Raw genomic sequence first — 21,091 nt, 5'->3', positions numbered from 1 at the left:
TCTATGTCTTTCCGCATGTCTCTGTCCGCTACCGCCTTTATCTTCGGCACGCTGTTTACCGGCGTTGCCTTCGCCGAACCCGTCACCGTGCGTAGCTGCAATCGCGACGTTACCTTCGACAAGGCGCCGGAGCACGCCGTTTCCAACGATGTAAACCTCACCGAAATGATGCTGGCGCTGAAGCTGCAGGACCGCATGGTCGGCTACACCGGCGTTTCCGGTTGGAAGACGCTGGATGAAAAGCTGCGCAACGGCATCAAGGAACTGCCGGAATTGTCGCCGAAATATCCGACCAAGGAAGTGTTGCTCGGCGCCAATGCCGACTTTTATTTCGGCGGCTGGAATTACGGCATGAAAGTGGGCGGGGAAGTGACGCCGGAGACTTTGGCGCCCTTCGGCATCAAGGTCTATGAGCTCACCGAATCCTGCATCTTTGTTATGCAGAAGAACAAGCCGACCATGGACGACATGTTCGTCGACCTGCTGAACCTCGGCAGGATTTTCCGTGTCGAGGACCGGGCCGAAGCCTTGGTTGCGGGCTATCGCAGGCAGCTCGGCGATATCGAGTCGAAGATCAGCCATGTTGACAAGCCGACCCGCGTCTTCGTCTATGATTCCGGCGAGGAGAAACCCTTTACGTCGGGTCGTTATGGCATCCCGACAGCGATGATCGAAGCGGCCGGCGGCACCAACATCATGGACGATGTCGCAAAGAGCTGGACGGAGGTCTCCTGGGAGCCGGTGATCGAGAAGAACCCGGAAGTCATTGTCATCGTCGACTACGGCGAAGTCACCGCCGCCCAGAAGATTGCATTTCTGAAGAACAATCCGGCCTTCAAGCATATCGACGCAGTGAAGAACGACCGCTTCGTCGTGCTTCCCTACGTTGAGGCCACGCCGGGACCGCGCAATATCGAGGCCATCGCCACGCTGGCGAAGGCGTTCCATCCGGAAGCGATGTAACGAACGACTATGCCTATCCGTCCAGTCGATCACTGGACGGATCGCTTCTTGGATTTTCGCATGCGCCTCGGCCTTCCCACTCTGATCCTTCTCCTTGCTGCGTTCCTCGCCCTGTCCATCACGGCTGGCGTTTCCTTCGGCGCAGCGCCAATCCCATTTGCGACCGTCTGGTCGATCGTCGCCGACAAGCTGTACGCGGGGTTGTTTCCCATCACATGGTCCGGCGGGCAGGAAAGCATCGTTTGGGACGTGCGTTTCCCGCGCGTCATTTTGGCCTTGCTGGTGGGGGCCGGGCTTGCGGTCACCGGAGCGGTGCTGCAGGCCTTGACGCGAAACCCGCTGGCTGACCCGCATCTTCTCGGCGTTTCCTCGGGTGCCGCTTTCGGCGCTATTCTGGCCCTGCTGCACACAGGGCTCGTCCTCGGGCTGTTGACCGTGCCGTTATTCTCCTTCGCCGGCGCGCTGCTCGCGACGGCGGCCGTGGCGCTGGTGACCCGGCTGACGCGCGCGCGTTCAGCCGACCGGCTGGTGCTGTCAGGCGTCGCCGTCGCCTTTGTCTTCACGGCGCTCGGGAACCTCCTGATTTTCCTCGGCGACCCCAGAGCGGCGAATACCGTCGTCTTCTGGATGCTCGGCGGCTTGGGACTGGCGCAATGGCAGCATCTGATCTACCCGGCAGGTGTGCTCCTTGTCTGCCTCGCCGTGCTGATGTTGAAATCGCGAGAGCTGAATGCGCTTGCCATGGGTGACGAGACGGCAGCGACGCTCGGCATTGCCGTATCGCAATTCCGTTTCCTGCTGTTTGTTGTCACGGCGTTGCTGACAGGCGTCATGGTCGCTTTTTCGGGAGCGATCGGTTTTATCGGACTGATGGTGCCGCATTTCGTCCGGCTGTTTGTTGGCGGCGATAACGTCCGCGTTGTGCCGCTGAGCGCCGCCTTCGGAGCGCTGACATTAATCTGGGCCGATATCGCCGCGCGATTGATCATGGCGCCGGAGGACATGCCGATCGGCATCGTCACCGGTCTGGTCGGGGGCATCGCCTTCATTCTGATTCTGCGGGAAAGCTGAGCAACGGGCGGCCTTCGCCATTGCCGTTCGTCGCCGATGGACCTATCTCCCGACGGACATCCGGGAGGGAAGGAATGGTCGCAAATCCGATTGTTTGTACGCCAGAGGAAGTGTTGAGCTTCTGGTTCGAAGAGTGCACGAGCGAGGATTGGTTCCGCTCGACCGTTACTCTCGATGAAGAGATGTGCCGCCGGTTTCGAGACACGCATCTGGCATTGGTCGCTGGGGTGCCCGATCTTTGGCGGACAACGCCCGAAAGACGGCTGGCAGCGGTTATCGTCCTCGATCAGTTCGCCCGCAACATCTACCGCGGCACACCGCTTGCTTTTGCGACGGATGGTTTGGCATTGCAGGAGGCGAAAGAGGCGTTGGAGGTTGGTGCGGATCAGGGGATGCCGGCGGAACGGCGGATATTCCTCTACATGCCGTTCGAGCATGCCGAGGACCTTGCCGAACAAGATCGGGCCGTCGCTCTTTTCCGCTCGCTCGGTCTCGAAGAGCAGATCGACTATGCGCTCCGGCATCATACCGTTATAGCTGCCTATGGCCGCTTTCCGCATCGCAACGCTATTCTTGGACGCGTGTCAACAGAGGCTGAGAAAGACTACCTTGCCAAGCCCGGAGCAGGATTCTGAGGTGATAAAGGTGGCGAATGCCTTCGTGTCGCCTTTCTTTGCATTACAAGGCGTACGCGTAGGGAATGTGAAATTCGCAATCACAGTATGGGAAGACCCCGTTCTTCCATTTTTTCGTGCGGCGAATCCGTTTAATCAGCCGCCGGCGATTTTATCTGCGACGAGGAGCTTTGCTTGCGCCTGCTGAAACACCGTCTCCGTTTTTTGCCCGTGCTGCTTTTGGGATTGGGCGCCGCTGTGGCGGCAGGTCCTTTGGTGGGCGAGCACGCCTTTGCGCAGTCTCAGCAGCAGGCACAGCCCGCTCAACAAACGCAACAACAGTCTTCAGGCCAGGCGCCGCAGTCGGCACAGCTTGCCAACGGTTTGCTGGACGCCGCCGTTGCCGATCTCGCCAAGGCCAAGAAGGACTTTGCCTCGATCGAGGACGAGTCCAAGAAAGAAGGAGCTGATGACAGCGCGTTGGTTGCGCTTTCCGGTCGGGTGGATGAGCTCAGTCGTTCCGTAGCGGCAATTTCCACGCGGTTGAAGCCGCGCTCCGCTGAGATCGATGCGCGCCTGACGCAACTCGGCCCGCCGCCCAAGGAGGGCCAGCCACCGGAAGCGGCAATCGTCACTCAAGAGCGTGACCGCCTCAATGCGGAACGTTCGCAAATCAGCGCTGTCAACGTTGATTCCGATAATCTGGTGGCTGCGGCCAACCGGATTGCGATGCAGCTCATCGAGGTGCGTCGTAAGCTGTTTGCCGAGACGCTGTTCAAGCGCACGGGGATCTCAGCTGGCACCTTCGAGGACGCGGGCGCCGCGCTCGGTAACGAGGGCATAGAATTCCGCGATGCCGTGACAAGCTGGATCGGCTTCGTTCTGAAGGCTAAGCTCGGCTCGTTCCTGACGGCAGTCTTCCTGTCGCTCGGTGCAGGGTTGATTTTCCTGTCCGGGGGCTACCGGCTCTTCGGCAGATATTATGTGCGGGACGAAAATATCGAAAATCCGCCCTATATCAGCCGCCTCTCGGTCGCCTTCTGGTCGACGCTGATCCGCACGCTGTCGTTGGTGGCATTCCTTGTTACATCCTTTTTCCTTCTGTCGAATTTCAACGTGCTGCGGCCGGATATCGCGCCGATACTGGCTGCCTTTTTCGGCTTCATCGGACTGGTTTATTTCGTCGGCCGTCTGACCAATGCCGTTTTCGCGCCTTTCAGGCCGCATTGGCGCCTCGTCAAACTGTCCAACAAGGGGGCCCGTTCTCTCACTTGGTGCATGCAGGCCATGGCCGTCGTCAATGGTCTTGACTACGTTTTCGACCGCATTAGCGAATCCATGGGCTCTCCGGTTGTCGTCACTGTGGCGAAGAGCTTCTTTGCGGCTCTGCTGATCGGTCTGATCCTGATTGCTGCTTCCTTCGGATCGCCGGTCCTCGCAAAGAACGGAGATCCCGATGCTCCCGGTCGTCACTGGCCCCATGGCATGGCGATTATCCTGCGGGTGCTTGGCATATTGCTGATCTTCACGGCTGTGATCGGCTATGTCGGTCTGGCGCGCTTCATCGCAACGCAGTTGATCGTCACCAGCGCCGTTCTGGTGACCATGTATATCGGCTTCCAGCTCGGCAAGTCGGTGTCGCGGCAGGGAGTTTTTGCCGAGACGACTGTCGGGCGTTTCCTCGAAAACCGCTTCGCGCTCGGTGACGTTGCGCTCGATCAGGCCGGTCTTGCGGCTGGCCTTGCGACCTATGCCGTCGCGCTTCTGACCGGTATTCCGCTGATCCTGCTGTCCTGGGGTTCCATATTCAGGATCTGGAGCTACTTGCCTATCGCCTGTTCACAGAAATCCGCATCGGCAGCATGTCGATTTCGCTGGTCGGGATCTTCGCGGGCATCCTGCTCTTTGCCGGCGGTTATCTGGTCACGCGCTGGTTCCAGCGCTGGCTGGACAGCAATGTCATGGCGCGCGGTCAGGTGGACTTGGGCGTCCGCAATTCGGTCAAGACCGGCATCGGCTATCTCGGCGTCGCCGTGGCGGCGATCATCGGCATTTCGGCTGCTGGCATCGACCTGTCGAGCCTGGCGCTCGTTGCCAGCGCGCTCTCGGTCGGTATCGGTTTCGGCCTGCAGAATATCGTGTCGAACTTCGTCTCGGGCCTGATCCTTTTGGTCGAGCGGCCGTTCAAGGTCGGCGACTGGATCGTCTCGGGTACCTCGGAAGGCATCGTCAAGCGCATCTCGGTGCGTGCGACGGAGATTGAAACCTTCCGCAAGCAGTCGATCATCGTGCCGAATTCCGAGCTTATCAACGGCTCGGTCGGTAACTGGACGCACCGCAACCGGCTGGCACGCTCGGAAATCCCGGTTTCCGTCAGTTTCGACGCCGATCCGCAGAAGGTGATGGATATTCTGCTGGAGCTCGTACGCGGCATCCCAAAGGTGCTCAGAAATCCGGAGCCGCATGTCGAATTCCTGCGCATCGGTCCGTCCTCGCTCGATTTCGAGATGCGGTTCTATCTCTCCGATCTCTCCGACGGCATGGATATCCGCAACAATCTGCGCATCGATATTCTGAAGCGTTTTCGCGAGGAGGGGATTGTCATTCCCTATCCTCATCAGGAGCTGCACATCGTTCGCGACAGCAAGCGAGGCAGACAGACCGATCTGTTGGCGAGCACCAATCTCGCCGACTCCGCGGATGGACCGGAAGTCGTGCATGAAGATGTCGTGACAGACATCGCTCCGCGGGTCGAAGAGGAACTGCCGCAGCCGCAAGAGGCCAAGAGCGTTGGCCGCCGTCGTGGTAGGGCGTCTGCCCAGTGACGTGATCGCGACAATTCCATGGCGCGGCTCGGGCGAGGGTGGTGAACCATCCTCGCCTGAGCCGTATGAAAATGCGGAAAAAAGCGATTTCCCGCTTGTCTATTCACACATCGTCGCGGCAAGCTTTCCCCATGTCGTAATCAGGCATTTGGCGCGCCGACCGGAATTGCATAGTCCATCGCAATGGTGATTTCTCCCGGATAGGAGCCGGGGTCGCTCAATCCTAAAGAGGTAGCTTTTCCATGAAAACACATGCACGGGCCGTCGTTATCGGGGGTGGTGTCGTCGGTGTCTCGACGCTGTATCACCTGGCGAAGAAGGGCTGGGACGATGTCGTCCTGCTGGAGCGGAAGGAGCTGACTTCCGGTTCGACCTGGCATGCAGCCGGTCTGCTGCCGCTGTTCAACATGAGCTACTCGGTCGGCCAGATCCACAAATATTCCGTGAAGTTCTATCAGGAACTGCAGCAGGAGACCGGCATGAATGTCGGCTTCAGCCAGGTCTCCAATATTCGTCTCGCCCGCACCAAGGACCGCTGGGACGAATATATGTACTATGCCGGGATTGCCGAGACGATCGACGTCAAGGTCAACATTCTGACCCCCGAGCAGGTCAAGGAAATCTGGCCGCTCTGCGAGACGGACGGCCTGCTCGGCGCGATCCAGCATCCGGACGATGGCTATATCCAGCCGGCCGATCTGACGCAGGCGCTCGCCAAGGGCGCACGTGACCGGGGTGCTACGATCTATCGCAACACCACGGTAACGGCGATCGAGCAACTGCCCGACGGGCTGTGGAAGGTGACGACGGACAAGGGCGAAATCACCGCAGAACATATCGTCTCCTGCACCGGCAATTTCGCCCGCAAGACCGGTGAGATGGTCGGCATCAACATTCCCGTTATCCCGGTCGAACATCAATATATCGTCACCGAGCCGCATCCGGCGATCCTGGAGCGTAAGGCCAAGGGCCTGCCGGAAATGGGCGTGCTGCGCGAATCCGACAGCGCCTGGTACATGCGTGAGGAAAATGGCGGTCTGCTGCTCGGCCCCTATGAGCATGGCGCACCGGCCTGCTATGTTGACGGGCCGTCCGATGACAGCGAATACGAGCTCTTCCAGGAAGAACTCGACCGCCTGATGCCACATATCGAGACTGCAATCGCCCGCGTTCCGGCCTTCGGTGAAGTCGGCATCAAGAAGGTCTATAACGGCGCTATTGCCTACACCCCGGATGGCAATCCGATCGTCGGCCCGGCGCCAGGCCTGAAGAATTTCTGGCTCAATGAAGGCCATTCCTTTGGTATCACTGCCGCCGGCGGCGCCGGCTGGCAGCTCGCCGAATGGATCGTCGACGGCGAACCGACCGTCGACATGATGGGCGTCGATCCCCGCCGCTTCGGCCCCTATGCGAATGAAGGCTATCTCATCGCCAAGAACGAAGAGGCCTACGCCAACGTCTTCACCATGCACTATCCGGACGAAGAACGTGCTGCCGCGCGTCCGCTGAAGACGACGCCGGTCTATGATCGCCTGAAGGCGATGGGCGCCGTCTTCGGCTCCGTCTATGGCTGGGAACGCGCCAACTGGTTTGCCCCGGAAGGCTACGAAGTGCCGAAGGATCAGCTCGGCGTTGGCGCCGATGTCCTGACCAACCACAATCACGCGCCGGCCACCGAAGATGGCCGCATCGTGGAGCGCTGGTCGTTCCGCCGCTCCAACTATTTCGAGCATGTCGGCAACGAAGTGCTGAACGTCAGCAAGAAGGTCGGCGTTCTTGACATGTCTGCCTTCGCCAAGATGGAAGTGTCCGGCCCGGGCGCTCATGCCTGGCTGGAATCGATCTTTGCCAATGCCATTCCGAAGAAGCGCGGCCGCATCGCGCTCTGCCACCTCCTGACGGTGCAGGGCGGCGTGCGTGCCGAATTCACGGTCTATGAGTGGGCTCCGGGCCGCTTCTACCTGGTCTCGGCCGGTGCCTATGAGGCGCACGATCACGACTATCTGCGCAGGCTGGCGCCGACGGACGGTTCCGTTCGCCTGCAGCAGATCACCCAGCGCCTTGGCGTTCTCGTGCTTGCTGGCCCGCGGTCGCGCGATGTCCTGAAGAAGCTCACCCGCGCCAGCCTAGAGAACAAGGATTTCCCTTGGCTTTCCGGCAAGGAGATCTCGGTCGGCGCCGCAACGGCCCATGCGCTGCGCGTCAATTTCGTCGGCGAGCTCGGATGGGAACTGCATCATCCGATCGAAATGCAGAACTATATCTTCGACAAACTAATGGAAGCCGGCGCTGAATTCGGAATCAAGCCTTTTGGCATTCGTGCCATGCTCTCCATGTCGGTTGAAAAATCCTACCGGTTGATCCCGCGTGAAATGTCGATCGAATACAATGCTTATGAATCGGCGCTCGATCGCTTCATCAAACCGGAGAAGGAATTCCTCGGCCGCGAAGGGCTGCTCGCCTACAAGGACAAGGGCCTGAAGTGGAATTTCGCGACGCTGGTGGTCGAGACTGGCAATAATGTCGATGCTCGCGGTTCGGAAGCGATCTACAATGAAGCGGGCGAACTTGTCGGTCGCGCGACCAACGGTACCTATGGTTTCCGCATCGGCAAGTCACTCGCGCTCGCCATGCTGAAGCCGGGCTATGCGGTGGAAGGCACCAAGCTCAAGATCAAGATATTGGGAACGATCTATACCGCCACTGTTGTTGGCGAGAGCCCGTTCGATCCGGACAATGCGGCGCTGCGTGCCTGATATCTGAACTTCCAGAGTATAGTTTTGAGGAGGCGACCCAGCGGTCGCCTTTTTCATTTATGGGAAACCAGTCCACTTAACAAATACTCAAGCGCTTTGCTGTAGAAAAATGGGACGGGGCCGATTTTCTATTAGCAGGTTTTATCATGCCATTTTTGGGTATTTCGGGAATGCAGTATTCCGGCGGCTCGCTTGCTGGGGCGCGCATACTTCTCGCTGAGGATTCGAATGTCTTTACGTCGATGATCAGCGCGAAGCTGAAGGAACTCTTCGACATTGACATCGAAATCTGCAGGAACTTCGAAGAGTTGCAGCTTGCCTATGACAAATCGTCGGAGCCGATCCGGCTGGCGATCTCCAATATCAATCTGCCAGGAGCGGAAAAGGGCGAGGCGCTGGAATATCTGATCGATCTCAGCATTCCGACGATCGTCTTCACCGGCACGTTCCAGGAAGGCATGCGCGATGAGCTGATTGCGAAGGACATTGTCGACTATATCCTTAAGGACAATATCTTTGCCGTCGATCTGCTAGCGGAGTCGATTTGTCGCTTCCTTACCAATCATCGTCATCATGTACTGATCGTCGACGACAGCGCGACGGCACGTGCGCTGCTGTCCAGCCGCTTGAAGCGCTATAATTTCCGCGTCAGCGTTGCCGAGAACGGCACCAAGGCGCTGGAGATCCTGAAGGCCAATCGCGACATCGGTCTGATGGTCACCGATTACAACATGCCTGATATCGACGGCTTCGAATTGACGCGCCGTATCCGTGCAAACGTCGGCTCGCATGAGTTGCGCATCATCGGTGTCTCGTCTTCCACGAACCGGCTGTTGTCGGCACGCTTTCTCAAGGCTGGTGGCAATGATTTCATCCTGCGTCCGTTTATCGACGAAGAATTCTACTGCCGCGTGAACCAAAACCTCGACACGTTGCTGCAGATTCAGTCGATGCGGCAGGTGAGGCTGAGCGCCTGACAGGCCGGGAGGGGGGATCGATCGATATTCAGAAATACAAAATATGAGGATAATTCATCTTTTGTGCAAGATTTCTGCAATCTGTGGTTCCAATTTCTTCACGAATCCTGTTCACGATGGAACTGAGGGGCGATGCTGTTTCGCTCATAACGTGCAACGCCGATCGGTGCGTGCCGTGTGGTCTGGGAGGACGTAAAGGGAATGGTGTTCCGCGCGGATTTCCTCAGCGATGGCCATAGCCATCGCCGCGGCAGCCAGAAGATACTTCTGGTGGAGGATTCGCGTATGTTTTCTTCCGTGCTGTCTCATCGGTTCCAAACTGAACTCGGGCTGAGCGTCACCCACTGCGCCTCGCTGAAGCAGCTGAATGAGGCGCTGGCGGTAGACGAGCATGGCTTCACCATGGCGGTGGTCGATCTCAATTTACCGGATTCACCGCACGGCGAGGCGTTGGATGTTGCCATCGCCCACCATATTCCCACCATCGTTTTCACCGCGTCTTTCGACATGGATATGCGCAACCGCATCATGGAGCGCAGCATTGTCGACTATGTCCTGAAGGACAACGAGTTCGCGCTCGACAATCTCGTTTCCACCGTGCGGCGCGCCATCTCCAATCGCAGCACACGCGTGCTGGTGGTGGATGACCTGCCGTCGGCACGGCGTGTGCTGGTGGAGCTTCTGGAGGCGCAGCAGTTTAAGGTCGCCGAAGCGGGTACCGGCGTCGAAGCCCTGGCGGTGCTTGACGAATATGGCGACATCGAAGTGGTCGTGACCGACCATCATATGCCCGACATGGATGGCTACGAACTGACCCGGCGCATTCGCCATCGCTATGGTTCGGATCGGATGCGCGTCATCGGCATATCCTCTTCGACCGACCGTCTGCTCTCGGCGACGTTTCTGAAGGCCGGCGCCAGTGATTTCATCTATCGTCCGTTCGTGGCCGAAGAGCTGCAATGCCGTATCGCGCTCAATGTCGAAACGCTGATGCAGCTCAAGCAATTGCGCGCCGCCGCGGCAAGCGACTATCTGACCGGGCTCTATAATAGACGTTATTTCTACGATCACGGCCCGCGGATCGTGAATGAATGCCTGCGCCATCACCGGCCGACCTCGGTTGCGATCCTCGACATCGATCATTTCAAGCATCTGAACGACACCTATGGCCACGAGATCGGCGATCAGGTGCTGAAGGCCGTGGCCGGCCGGCTTCACTCCTTGTTCGAAGGCAGTGAAAACCTGCTGTCCCGGCTCGGCGGCGAGGAGTTCGCTATTCTGTTTACCGAGATGGATTCACGCGCTGCGACTGCGGTTTGCGACGAGGTCCGCGTCAATCTTTCCAATTTGAAGGTGATTGCGGACGACGAGGAACTCTCGGTGACCGTGTCGATCGGTGTCGCCGAGATTGCGGGCTATGAGGCGTTTGAAAACTATTTGAACGCCGCCGATCAGTTTCTCTACATGGCCAAGCACAAGGGCCGCAATCAGGTCTATTCCGACATCAAGATGACCGATGAAGCGGCGGAATAACCGCTTCCATCGGCCAGTGTCAGACGACGACGCCCGTACGGTTGGACGACATGGTGAGCTTGCGTTCAGCACGCTCCTGCTGCGGCGAACGATTGTAGAGCTCGCGATAACACTTCGAGAAATGCGAAGCGGAAACAAAGCCGCAGGCAACAGCCACTTCCACGACCGGCATGGAGGACTGCACCAGCAGGTGACGCGCGCGGTCGAGGCGGATTTCAAGGTAGTAGCGGGCGGGTGAGCGGCCCATTTCCTGTCGGAACAGGCGCTCGATCTGGCGGCGCGACAGGCCGGCATCGTCGGCAATCTCGAGCAGCGACAGTGGCTCGGCGAGATTGCTTTCCATGAGCTCGATGATCGACAGCACCTTGGCGTTCTGGACGCCGAGACGGGCGCGCAGGGGCAGGCGCTGGCGGTCATGCGGGCTACGGACGCGGTCGGTCAGCTGCTGCTCGCAGACGCGGTTGACAAGGTTTTCGCCGAAATCCTGGCCGATCAGATTGAGCATCATGTCGAGTGAAGCGGTGCCGCCGGCGCAGGTGTAGAGATTGCTGTCGACTTCGTAGAGATCGGCATAAACTTCAGCCTGCGGAAAGGTCTCGGCGAAGCCCGGGAGGTTTTCCCAGTGAATGGCACAGCGCTTGCCGTTCAGGAGGCCGGCTTGCGCCAGCACATGCGCGCCCGTACAGAGGCTGCCGACGGCAACCCCGCGATTGTAGGTCTCGCGCAGCCATGCATTGACCGACTTGTTGTGGAACTCCTCGACATAGATGCCGGAACAGACGAGTACCATGTTCGGCCGGTTTTCACCGCCGAGATTCCTCCGTTCGTCGGCTAGCGACGTGTTGACCTCAAGGCCGATGCCGCTGGAGGAATAGACCTTCTGACCATCGGTCGAGGCAAGCCGCCAAGTGTAGGCGGGATAACCAAGCATGCGGTTTGCAATCCGCAGCGTTTCGACCGCAGCGGAAAACGGCAGCATGGTAAAATGGGGAACGAGGAAGAAAACCAGGGAACGCGTCTTAATCGGAGTCTTGCTCATATCAGGAAAATCCATCCTCCACGGCCATCCCGTAACCTTGCGTCAAACGCGTCGGCTCGATGGTCTAATAGCGACATTGGCATGGATAATAGCGGCCGCAAAGGGATATTTGTGCAAGCTCACTAAAATTGTCGCTATAAAGAAAGCAGGCGTGGCGGGTAAGCAATTTCCAGAAGCAACCAAATATATATGCGGGCAGTAATCAAAATAAAACCGAATACGCACTCAGATGGATAAATGTTCGAAAGGCGACACTCGTTATGATTGAGCGTCGCCTTCAGAATTTATGGGATATCGCAATCATCGGGTAGCCCTGGGATTCTTGGTTTCGTCAACGGCCGGCCAGCCCAAGTCCTTGCGCATGTCGTCTGAAAGAGATTCGAGCTCGCGCTCGGAGCGCCATTGCTGCCAGCGATCGGCAATCCGCGTGACGAACTGCACAAAACCGCTGCCCGACGGAAGCGTGCTCCGCGTTCTGCCGGTATCTCTGTAGGTAATCGTCGTCATTTCCAGGTTCCTTTCGGTTCTTAGACGCCCGAAAGGTCGCGACCTTTACGAGCTAATATGGGTGTGGTTCACGTATCAATCAAGCGAATAGATCTTATAGCTGCCATTAGTATTCTTGAACGATCGCACATTGGCGGGCTTTCGTTCGTGGGCAGAGAGCACACGATCCGGCGGCAGGCCGCGAGCGTTGACGTCATCGATCAGATGCGCCGGAAAGCGCGTTGCAATTTCGTCAAGCGTGTGCTGCGCCGTACGCTGAATTTCGCGGGCGCGCATGAGATTGAATAAGCGAGATGCCTCTCGAAGTGCTGTGCCAGCCATGGTCATTGCTCCTTTCGGCTGTCGGTATCAATTTCGTTAGGACTAATATGGTGCTTCGTTGACATTCAGACAAATGAAATGATATGGTGCTTAAAATCAGAAAAATTGAAGGACACCGTTATGACCGTACCGTTCCGCCGGCCCATACCGCTGCTCGACAATGAAGTTCTGCGCACCTTTGTCGCCATCGCCGAAACCGGTAATTTCTCGACTGCTGCCGATGCGGTTTACCGGACGCCGTCTGCCGTCTCGATGCAGATCAAGAAGCTCGAAGAGCAGTTGGGTGTGACGTTGTTCCTGCGCGACGCGCGCTCGGTCAGCCTGACGCAGCATGGCGAGATGCTGCTCTCCTATGCCCGCAACATCTTGGCGCTCTCCAATGAGGCCGTGTCGCGCTTCATCATGCCCGAGCTTAGCGGCGTTGTGCGGCTTGGCGCCCCCGATGATATCGGCGAGCGCCTTTTGCCGAGCATTCTGAAGAGTTTTTCAGAGAGTTATCCGGGCATCATGGTCGATGTGACCGTCGACATGAGTCTTCAGTTGAAGAAGCGTATCGAGGAGCAGCGGCTGGATCTGGCGCTGATCAACTGCGCGACGCGGCCTTTTCCGACCGAAGGCGAGGTCATCTACACCGAGCGCTTGGTCTGGGCCGGTGCAAAGTGCGGTACGGCCTATCGCCGCGATCCGCTGCCGATTTCGATTTGGGAAGATGGCTGTATCTGGCGATCGGAGGCTTTGGCGCAGCTCGAGCGGCAGAAGCGGCCTTACCGTGTTTCCTATCTTAGCGCCCATACGATGGCACAGCGCGCCGCCGTCGTCTCGGACCTGGCGATTGCTCCCTTTCCGCGCTCCTACGTGACCGATGACATGACTGTCCTCGGCCCGAACGAAGGGCTGCCGGAGCTCACCGCTTTCGACATCCGCCTGCTGACGGCATCGCAGATGACCGGCCCGATGAAGGCCGTGGCGGACAGTATCCGCAATGCATTCGTGGAGATTGCACGCGCCGCAGCCTAAAGCGCACCGCGATCTCTGGAACTCGCTCTTTGCGCTTTCGTTTCTTAGGCCGTAAACCCATAAATTCGAACGGCTGAGATGAGGTGGCGAGCGGGCCGGTAGCTCGCCGGTCACGCTAAAAGCAAAGCTGCCATATCGTGCTGATAGCCTGCAGGTCGAGGCGTCAGATTCCAACCGGGATTCGAGCGATCGCTTTGATCTCGAAGTCGAAGCCGGCGAGCCAGTTGACACCGATCGCGGTCCAGTTCGGATAAGGCGGCTGCGAGAAGACCTCGCTCTTCACCGCCATGATCGTTTCGAACTGATTTTCGGGATCGGTATGGAAAGTCGTCACGTCGACGATGTCATCAAAGGTGCAACCGCCCGCAGCCAGCGTTGCTTCCAGATTGGAAAAGGCCAGCCGGACCTGCTCGGCGAAGTCCGGTTCCGGCGAGCCATCGGCGCGGCTTCCCACTTGACCGGAAACGAACAGAAGATCGCCGGACGCGATGGCAGCTGAATAGCCGTGGGCCTCGTAGAGGGCGTGACGGTTCATCGGAAAAACAGCATTGCGTTTAGTCATGGTATCAACCTTCCTGGAAACTGAGTTGCCTGGATGATGGCGGGTCATTGCGGCATCGGCCGGGGCTTCTCGCATGCGGCGCATTTTGATATACGCTACGTATGTGAATAGCTGACATACGTAGCGTATGTCAAACGAAATACGCTTCGTATGTGAAAGGAGAGGCACCTCGTGACCCCACAACGACGCATTGAAACCATGGAAGAGAACCGTGCCAAATTGGTCTCGGCGGCTCGCCGGGCCTTTGCCGCCAAAGGTTTTGCCGCGGCCTCAATGGACGAACTCACTGCGGATGTCGGCCTCACACGCGGAGCGCTTTACCACAATTTCGGTGATAAGAAGGGACTGCTGGCTGCCGTAGTCGCTCAAGTCGACGGCGAAATGGCCCGGCGGGCGCAAGAGGTGGGGGCAGCCGCGCCGAACGATTGGGAAGGTCTGCTTGCGGAAGGATCGGCCTATATCGAAATGGCGCTCGATTCGGAGGTGCGTCGGATCGTCTTGCTGGACGGGCCGGCATTCCTCGGGGACCCTTCACGATGGCCAAGCCAGAATGCTTGTCTGGAAATGACGAAGCAAGCCGTTGGCCGGCTGATCGCGAACGGGATCGTGAAGCCAGTCGATGTCGAGGCGGCGGCGCGGCTTCTCAACGGCGCGGCGCTGAATGCTGCTTTGTGGGTGGCGGCAAGCGATGAGCCAAGCCTGGTTCTTCCCAGAGCCACTGAGGCGTTCCGCATAATGGCGACAGGCTTGTTGACCGAGCAGAATCCGGCCACCGGCGTTTAGAACGCGTGTCCGCTTCCGGTCGCGACAAATGTCTCTTATGAGGTCGTTTGTCGACTAGCTGCTTTCACATCGCGCCGGATTCCGATTCAGGGCTCATCCCGCCGAAGAGCAACCGACGCTGGAAGCCTTGCTTCAGCAAGCGCCTCTACCGCCAGCGCAACCTCATTGCGCGCTTCTTCTCCAAGCTGAAGCACTTCTACCGCGTCGCCGCCCGATATGACAAGCTCGCCGCCAACTTCCTCGCTATGGTTCAGCTTGCCTCAATGCGGCTTTGGCTTCGCGCTTATGAAGCTACGGCCTAGTCACCTGGAACAGAAGTTCATTACATTGTACGCTTGGCCTCTTCATGGGAGGTTGAGCAATGGCAAATGCGACTGGCCGACCGACGGCACCCCTGATTTTGAGCGAGGCGGAGCGGGAATATCTAGAGCGACAGGTTCGTAAACATCGCGTTGCTCGTTCCATGTCTGAGCGGTGCCGGATCATTCTTCGCTGCGCCGACGGGATTGCGAGCAAGACCGTTGCGAGCGAACTTGGCGTACATGAACATACGGTTGGCAAATGGCGACGGCGCTTTCTTAAAGATCGGCTCGATGGCCTGCTCGACGAAGTTCGCCCTGGCCGGCCCCGAACGATCGACGATGATCAGATTGCTGCTGTGATCGAGCGCACGCTGCGTTCTACGCCAAGCGATGCGACCCACTGGTCGATCCGCTCGATGGCAGGAGTCGCCGGCTTTTCGCACACGACGATCCGCCGGATATGGAACGCCTTCGGCCTGCAGCCGCATCGCACTGAGACGTTCAAGCTGTCCAGCGATCCCCTGTTCGTCGATAAGGTCCGCGACATCGTCGGTCTTTATCTGTCGCCTCCCAATCGGGCGCTGGTTCTCAGTGTGGACGAGAAGAGCCAAATCCAGGCACTCGATCGCGAGCAGCCAGTCCTGCCGATGATGCCTGGCGTGCCTGAACGGCGTACCCATTCTTATGTTCGCCACGGCACAACGACGTTGTTTGCAGCTCTGGATGTCGCCTCCGGCTTTGTCATCGGCAAATGCTACAAGCGGCATCGGGCCACCGAGTTCCTCGACTTCCTGAAGCAGATCGATGCGAATGTGCCGCCCGATTTGGACGTGCATATCGTGATGGACAACTATGCAACGCACAAAACTGCATCGATCAAGAACTGGCTGCTGCGGCGGCCACGCTACCACGTGCACTTCACCCCAACCTCGGCTTCATGGATCAACCAAGTCGAACGCTGGTTTGCGGAATTAACCCGCAAGCAATTACGTCGTGGCGTCCATACTTCGACAGCTCAACTCGAAGCCGACATCAAAAGCTTCATCGAGCGCCACAACGAAAATCCCAAGCCGTATCGGTGGACCAAATCGGCAGACGACATTCTCGCCGCCGTCAAACGCTTCTGTCAGAAGGTCGACAACAGCTTATGACACGAATTTCCGATTCAGCTGACTAGTTTTCGTTATCGCAAAACCACTCCGCACTTTTGCGCGACATGCTTGAGGCTGCGCGCTGGCAACTACTCGCGGCTGCGGCGACGTCTGCGGCCACCGCCTTCGCCGCTCGCGTCGTCGGCAAGCTGCTTGCGCTCCGGCAATGTCACGACCTTCGACAGTTGAGGGAAAGCATCGACCTTGTTCGGGAGCGCCATGGCGTAGACGAAATGCTCCTGAAACTTTGATTCAAGAGCCGTCTCTATCTTCTCGATCTTGCTGACGGTTTCCTCGATTTCGCGGCGATGGCCACGATTGAGAAGCGCCATGCGCGCGCCGGTGCCGGCCGCATTGCCGACAGCCTTCACCTTGTCGAGGGCGCAGTCCGGTATCAGGCCAAGCACCATTGCGTATTTCGGATCGATGAAAGTGCCGAAGGCACCGGCAAGGCCGATGCGATCGACATGGCCGATGCCTTGCTTGTCCATCAGCAGCTTGACGCCGGCATAAAGGGCGGCCTTGGCGAGCTGAATGGCGCGCACGTCGTTTTGCGTCACCGTAATGCGCGGCTGGCCATCGCGCAGCAGGTAGGAGAAGGTCCGGCCGTTCTGGAGGATGCGCGGCGAGCGCGCCATCATGCTGCCGTCGACGACGCCGTCTTCGGAGATGATGCCGGTGAGGAACATCTCGGCGACCACCTCGATGATGGCTGAACCACAAATGCCGGTGACGCCGACGGTTGCCGCTGCTTCTTCGAAGCCCGGCTCGTCCGACCAGGGCTCGATGCCGATGACGCGGTAGCGCGGTTCCAGCGTCAGGGGATCTATGCGTACGCGCTCGATGGCACCGGGGGCGGCGCGCTGGCCGCTGGAAATCTCCGCACCCTCGAAGGCGGGGCCGGTCGGCGAGGACGCCGCCACGACGCGGTTGCGGTTGCCGAGCACGATTTCGGCATTGGTGCCGATATCGACCAGCAGCATCATTTCATCCTGGCGGTGTGGCCCTTCGGCCAGCGTCGCGGCTGCCGCGTCGGCGCCGACATGGCCGGCGATGCAGGGCAGCATGTAGACGCGCGTGCCGGCATTCATCGACAGGCCGATTTCAGCCGCGGTCAGATGCACGGCGCCTGAAACGGCCAACGCGAAAGGCGCGCCGCCGAGTTCGGTCGGTCGATGCCGAGGAAGAGATGATGCATGATCGGATTGCCGACGAAGACGGTGTCCAGAATGTCCTGGCGCGACACGCCGCCATCGGCGCAGACCTTGTCGATCAGTCCGCTCAGTGCCTCGCGGACGGCGTTGGTCATGGCGCCGCGGCCGTCCGGGTTCATCATGACATAGGAGACGCGGCTCATCAGGTCTTCGCCGAAGCGAATCTGCGGATTGGATGCGCCTGCCGATGCCACCGTGCGGCCTGATAGCAGCGAAGAGAGATGCATGGCGATCGTCGTCGAGCCGATGTCGCAGGCGATGCCATAGGCTTCGTTCTTCAGGCCCGGATAAAGCGCAATCAAGCGCGGACGGTCGCTCTCATGATCCCGGTGGATCGCGGCCGTGACCTTCCACTCGCCCTTGCGCAGGATCAATTGCACCTGCGGAATGATGTGAAAATCGACTTCGAGATTGTCGTATTTCCAGTCGGCGGCTAGTGCCGCTTTCAGCCGGTCGAGATCGCCTGATGGCTTGTGCATATCCGGCTCTTCGACCTCGACGTAGCACATATGCACGGCCGTATCGCGGGCGATGACGCGCTCATCGGCGGCCTTGCGCACCACCTGTGCATTGATCACCGTATCCTGCGGCACGTCGATGACGAGATCTCCCTGGATAAGCGCCGAGCAGGAGAGGCGTCGTCCCTCGGGAAGATCGCGCACCTCGGCGTAGCGCCTTTCTTTCGGACCGATCGGTGAGAGATGGTCGTTGGCGGAGACGATCTTGTGCTTGGCGAAATTGCCTTCCTGCACCGAGACTTGGCAGCGCCCGCAGGTCGCGCGGCCGCCGCAGACGCTCTCGACATAGACGCCAAGCTGCCGCGCTGCTTCCAATACCGGTGTGCCGGTCGCAAAACGGCCACGCTTGCCGGAGGGCATGAAGAGGACGAGGGGGTTCGTGCTGTCGCTGGCTTCGGCCACGGATCAGCCTTTCTGCCTGGTGAGGCGGCGCACGTTCGATCGGACGCGCTTGCTGTAGGGCTTGACGGTGGCCCGGGCGACCGCGTCGGCCGCGCGGCGTGACGAAGTGCCGCCGCCCGTTACCATCGCCGTCATTGCTGTGATGTTCTGTTGGGTCATGGCTATATTGGCAGCGACGGCACTTTCCGCTGCAGCCATCATCTTTTCCGAGACCATCCGGTTGATTTCCGCGGCATTCGCGGTGCCGCCGGTCATCGCCGCCATCCACATTTGCTGCGTGCGCATCGCGATCACCATCGGCGCCTGAAACCAGAGCGTCGCGAGATCGTTGGAAAGACGGCGGCTCGGATGCATCGTTATTCCCTCGCAGCTCCCGCACCCGCACGCGCAGCACGACCGCCGCGACGGCCGCCGCCAGCGGCGGGAGCAGCCGATGCTGGCGCCGCTGCGCCGCCTTCGGCAGGCTTGTAGTCGCGATAGGTCATGATCCAGTTGGTGCAATTCGCGTCGGTGCCGTTCAGCACGTTGGCGGCGCGCACCGCTTCCATTTCCTGCGGGCGGCAGGGGTTCATGATCGCCGAGGTCATGCCGGCACCGATCACCATCGGGATGAAGCCGGCATTGATGCCATGGCGATGCGGCAGGCCGAAGGAAATGTTGGAGAGGCCGCAGGTGGTGTTGACCTTCAGTTCGTTGCGCAGGCGGTGCAGCAGCGCGAAGACCTGACGGCCGGCGTCGCCGAGCGCGCCGATCGGCATGACGAGCGGATCGACGACGATGTCATGCGGCTTGATGCCGTGGTCCATGGCGCGTTCGACGATCTTCTTGGCGACGGCGAACCGAACGTCGGGGTCCATGGAAATGCCGGTCTCGTCGTTGGAGATGGCGACGACGGGCACATCGTATTTCTTCACCAGCGGCAGGATGGCTTCGAGCTTTTCCTCCTCGCCGGTCACGGAATTGACCAGCGGCCGGCCCTTGGCGACTTTCAGCGCCGCTTCGATGGCAGCCGTCACCGAGCTGTCGATCGACAGCGGCACGTCGACGAGGCCCTGAACGATTTCCAGCGTCTGCACCAGCAGGCCCGGTTCGGTCTCGTTCGGATTGACCGAAGTGACGCCGGCGTTGACATCCAGCATGGTCGCGCCGGCGGCTACCTGTTCCAGCGCGTCCTTGATGACGGTGTCGAAATTGCCCTCGATCATCTCGGCGGCCAGCTTCTTGCGCCCGGTCGGGTTGATGCGTTCGCCAATCACGCAAAAAGGCTGGTCGAAACCGATGATGATTTCGCGAGTGGCTGAAGCAACGATGGTGCGCGTCATGTCTGATCCTCTGGTCAGTTGGCCCGATAGAGGTGGTCTATCGTGCGATGATTTGGGTTACAAGCCAGGCCTGCCCTCTGCGGGCCTGTTGCCAACATTCTGGTTCAATGCGTCTGGTGCGGCGGATGATGAGCGGCCGCTTCGGCCATCTGCTGCTGGTTCTCCTCCATCCCCCCGCGGATGTGTTCCAGACGCTCGGCAACGAGCACGTCGGTTCGGTTCGCCTCGTGCTTCCATGGCTGGCGGCCTTTCAGCACGCCCGATTCATGCACCATCTCTGCGACATATTCTTCCTGGCGGTAGGCCATGACGTGGATGCCGGAAACGCCCTCGATCTCCTTCACCTCGTTGATGATGTCGATGCAGAGCTGCTTGCCTTCCTTTTTCTGATCCTCGGCGCCTTCGATGCGCTTGATGATCTCATCGGGAATATGAACACCCGGCACGTTCGAGCGCATCCAGCGCGCGGTTCTGGCGGAAGCCAGCGGTCCGACACCGACGAGGATGAAGCACTTCTCATGCAGGCCGAGATCGCGGACCTTTTTCATGTAGTCGCGGAACATAGGCACATCGTAGCAATATTGGCTTTGGACGAACTGCGCGCCGGCTTCGATCTTCTTCGCCAGGCGATAGGGCCTGAAGTCATAAGGCGGCGCAAACGGGTTGATGGCAGCGCCGAGAAAGACTTTCGGCGGTGACGTCAGCTTGCGGCCGGAAAGAAACTTGGCGTTGTCGCGCATGATGCGCACGGTTTCGAGCAGCGACATGCAGTCGAGATCGAATACCGGTTTGGCACCTGGCTGGTCACCCGCCTGCACGCCGTCGCCGGTCAGGCACATGATGTTACAAACGCCCATGGCGGCAGCGCCGAGCACGTCGCCCTGAATGGCGATGCGGTTCTTGTCGCGGCAGGCGATCTGCATGATTGGGGCATAACCCATGCGCGTCAGCAGCGCACAGATGCCGACCGAGGACATGTGGCAATTGGCGCCGGAGGCATCGACCGCATTGATGCCGTCCACCCAGCCATCGAAGATCGAGGCGCGTTCGTAGACGTCTTCGGCGTTGGCGCTATCGGGCGGGTTCAGCTCGGCGGTGACGGCGAATTCGCCGCGACGCAGCACGCGCTCCAGCCGCCCGAGCGAGGAATGGCCGGGCAGGGGATCGAGCGGCAGATGCGCGCCAAGCGGATTTTCATCGATATGTGCCATCGA

General features: G+C 59.3%; 16 protein-coding genes and 3 pseudogenes. 11 read left to right on the top strand and 8 right to left on the bottom strand.

What is annotated here, in order from left to right:
* The first annotated feature begins 3 nt into the window (after nt 1-3).
* The 7 genes and pseudogenes from CCGE525_RS12265 (at nt 4) to CCGE525_RS12235 (ending at nt 10,739) form a co-directional block, all read left to right on the top strand.
* The gene (locus CCGE525_RS12265) at nt 4-963 is read left to right on the top strand and encodes an ABC transporter substrate-binding protein (RefSeq protein WP_120704499.1); all 960 of its coding nucleotides are present in this window, start codon (nt 4-6) and stop codon (nt 961-963) included.
* Between the two features lie 60 nt (nt 964-1,023).
* Complete coding sequence (locus CCGE525_RS12260; protein WP_120706384.1) at nt 1,024-2,034, top strand: FecCD family ABC transporter permease; 1,011 nt, start codon at nt 1,024-1,026, stop codon at nt 2,032-2,034.
* A 74-nt stretch (nt 2,035-2,108) separates the two neighbouring features.
* Nucleotides 2,109-2,669: a DUF924 family protein gene (locus tag CCGE525_RS12255; protein ID WP_120704498.1), complete on the top strand. Its 561-nt coding sequence runs from the start codon at nt 2,109-2,111 to the stop codon at nt 2,667-2,669.
* A gap of 174 nt (nt 2,670-2,843) precedes the next feature.
* Nucleotides 2,844-5,473, top strand: a pseudogene (locus CCGE525_RS12250) (mechanosensitive ion channel family protein).
* A 242-nt stretch (nt 5,474-5,715) separates the two neighbouring features.
* Nucleotides 5,716-8,229 carry a GcvT family protein gene (locus CCGE525_RS12245; RefSeq protein ID WP_120704497.1) on the top strand — a complete coding sequence of 838 codons (2,514 nt, stop codon included), beginning with the start codon at nt 5,716-5,718 and terminating at the stop codon, nt 8,227-8,229.
* Between the two features lie 146 nt (nt 8,230-8,375).
* Nucleotides 8,376-9,206, top strand: a complete 831-nt coding sequence (locus tag CCGE525_RS12240) for a response regulator (protein ID WP_120704496.1) — start codon at nt 8,376-8,378, stop codon at nt 9,204-9,206.
* Between the two features lie 201 nt (nt 9,207-9,407).
* Nucleotides 9,408-10,739: a diguanylate cyclase gene (locus tag CCGE525_RS12235; protein ID WP_120704495.1), complete on the top strand. Its 1,332-nt coding sequence runs from the start codon at nt 9,408-9,410 to the stop codon at nt 10,737-10,739.
* 19 nt (nt 10,740-10,758) lie between these two features.
* Here CCGE525_RS12235 and CCGE525_RS12230 read toward each other — a convergent pair whose 3' ends face one another.
* The 3 genes from CCGE525_RS12230 to CCGE525_RS12220 all read right to left on the bottom strand — a co-directional run bounded on the left by CCGE525_RS12230 (nt 10,759) and on the right by CCGE525_RS12220 (nt 12,606).
* Nucleotides 10,759-11,778: a GlxA family transcriptional regulator gene (locus tag CCGE525_RS12230; RefSeq protein WP_349644401.1), complete on the bottom strand. Its 1,020-nt coding sequence runs from the start codon at nt 11,776-11,778 to the stop codon at nt 10,759-10,761.
* Between the two features lie 300 nt (nt 11,779-12,078).
* A complete protein-coding gene (locus tag CCGE525_RS12225) occupies nt 12,079-12,285 on the bottom strand; it encodes a DUF1127 domain-containing protein (RefSeq protein WP_120704493.1) in 207 nt (68 codons plus the stop codon).
* Between the two features lie 75 nt (nt 12,286-12,360).
* The gene (locus CCGE525_RS12220) at nt 12,361-12,606 is read right to left on the bottom strand and encodes a hypothetical protein (RefSeq protein WP_120706383.1); all 246 of its coding nucleotides are present in this window, start codon (nt 12,604-12,606) and stop codon (nt 12,361-12,363) included.
* Nucleotides 12,607-12,684: 78 nt separating this feature from the next.
* Between CCGE525_RS12220 and CCGE525_RS12215 the strand changes: the two genes are divergently transcribed.
* Nucleotides 12,685-13,623, top strand: a complete 939-nt coding sequence (locus tag CCGE525_RS12215) for a LysR family transcriptional regulator (RefSeq protein WP_205587389.1) — start codon at nt 12,685-12,687, stop codon at nt 13,621-13,623.
* 163 nt (nt 13,624-13,786) lie between these two features.
* Here the strand turns inward: CCGE525_RS12215 and CCGE525_RS12210 are convergent, their stop codons facing one another.
* A complete protein-coding gene (locus CCGE525_RS12210; protein WP_120704491.1) occupies nt 13,787-14,185 on the bottom strand; it encodes a RidA family protein in 399 nt (132 codons plus the stop codon).
* A gap of 198 nt (nt 14,186-14,383) precedes the next feature.
* Here CCGE525_RS12210 and CCGE525_RS12205 point away from each other — a divergent pair, with 198 nt between their 5' ends.
* The 3 genes and pseudogenes from CCGE525_RS12205 to CCGE525_RS12195 all read left to right on the top strand — a co-directional run bounded on the left by CCGE525_RS12205 (nt 14,384) and on the right by CCGE525_RS12195 (nt 16,421).
* A complete protein-coding gene (locus tag CCGE525_RS12205; protein WP_120704490.1) occupies nt 14,384-14,968 on the top strand; it encodes a TetR/AcrR family transcriptional regulator in 585 nt (194 codons plus the stop codon).
* A 95-nt stretch (nt 14,969-15,063) separates the two neighbouring features.
* Nucleotides 15,064-15,270, top strand: a pseudogene (locus CCGE525_RS12200) (IS5/IS1182 family transposase); the annotation flags it as partial.
* A gap of 59 nt (nt 15,271-15,329) precedes the next feature.
* A complete protein-coding gene (locus tag CCGE525_RS12195) occupies nt 15,330-16,421 on the top strand; it encodes an IS630 family transposase (RefSeq protein WP_120704145.1) in 1,092 nt (363 codons plus the stop codon).
* Nucleotides 16,422-16,510: 89 nt separating this feature from the next.
* Here the strand turns inward: CCGE525_RS12195 and CCGE525_RS12190 are convergent.
* The 4 genes and pseudogenes from CCGE525_RS12190 to CCGE525_RS12175 all read right to left on the bottom strand — a co-directional run bounded on the left by CCGE525_RS12190 (nt 16,511) and on the right by CCGE525_RS12175 (nt 21,088).
* A pseudogene (locus CCGE525_RS12190) lies at nt 16,511-18,513 on the bottom strand (ASKHA domain-containing protein).
* A gap of 45 nt (nt 18,514-18,558) precedes the next feature.
* Nucleotides 18,559-18,909, bottom strand: a complete 351-nt coding sequence (locus CCGE525_RS12185; RefSeq protein WP_120704489.1) for a hypothetical protein — start codon at nt 18,907-18,909, stop codon at nt 18,559-18,561.
* A 2-nt stretch (nt 18,910-18,911) separates the two neighbouring features.
* Entirely contained in the window at nt 18,912-19,877 is a 966-nt protein-coding gene (locus CCGE525_RS12180; protein WP_120704488.1) for a methyltetrahydrofolate cobalamin methyltransferase, read from the bottom strand.
* Nucleotides 19,878-19,981: 104 nt separating this feature from the next.
* The gene (locus CCGE525_RS12175; RefSeq protein ID WP_120704487.1) at nt 19,982-21,088 is read right to left on the bottom strand and encodes a methylenetetrahydrofolate reductase; all 1,107 of its coding nucleotides are present in this window, start codon (nt 21,086-21,088) and stop codon (nt 19,982-19,984) included.
* Nucleotides 21,089-21,091 lie beyond the last annotated feature (3 nt).

It is taken from the genome of Rhizobium jaguaris, assembly GCF_003627755.1.
Classification (GTDB): Bacteria; Pseudomonadota; Alphaproteobacteria; order Rhizobiales; family Rhizobiaceae; genus Rhizobium; species Rhizobium jaguaris.
This window is presented reverse-complemented; position numbering and strand designations above follow the sequence as displayed.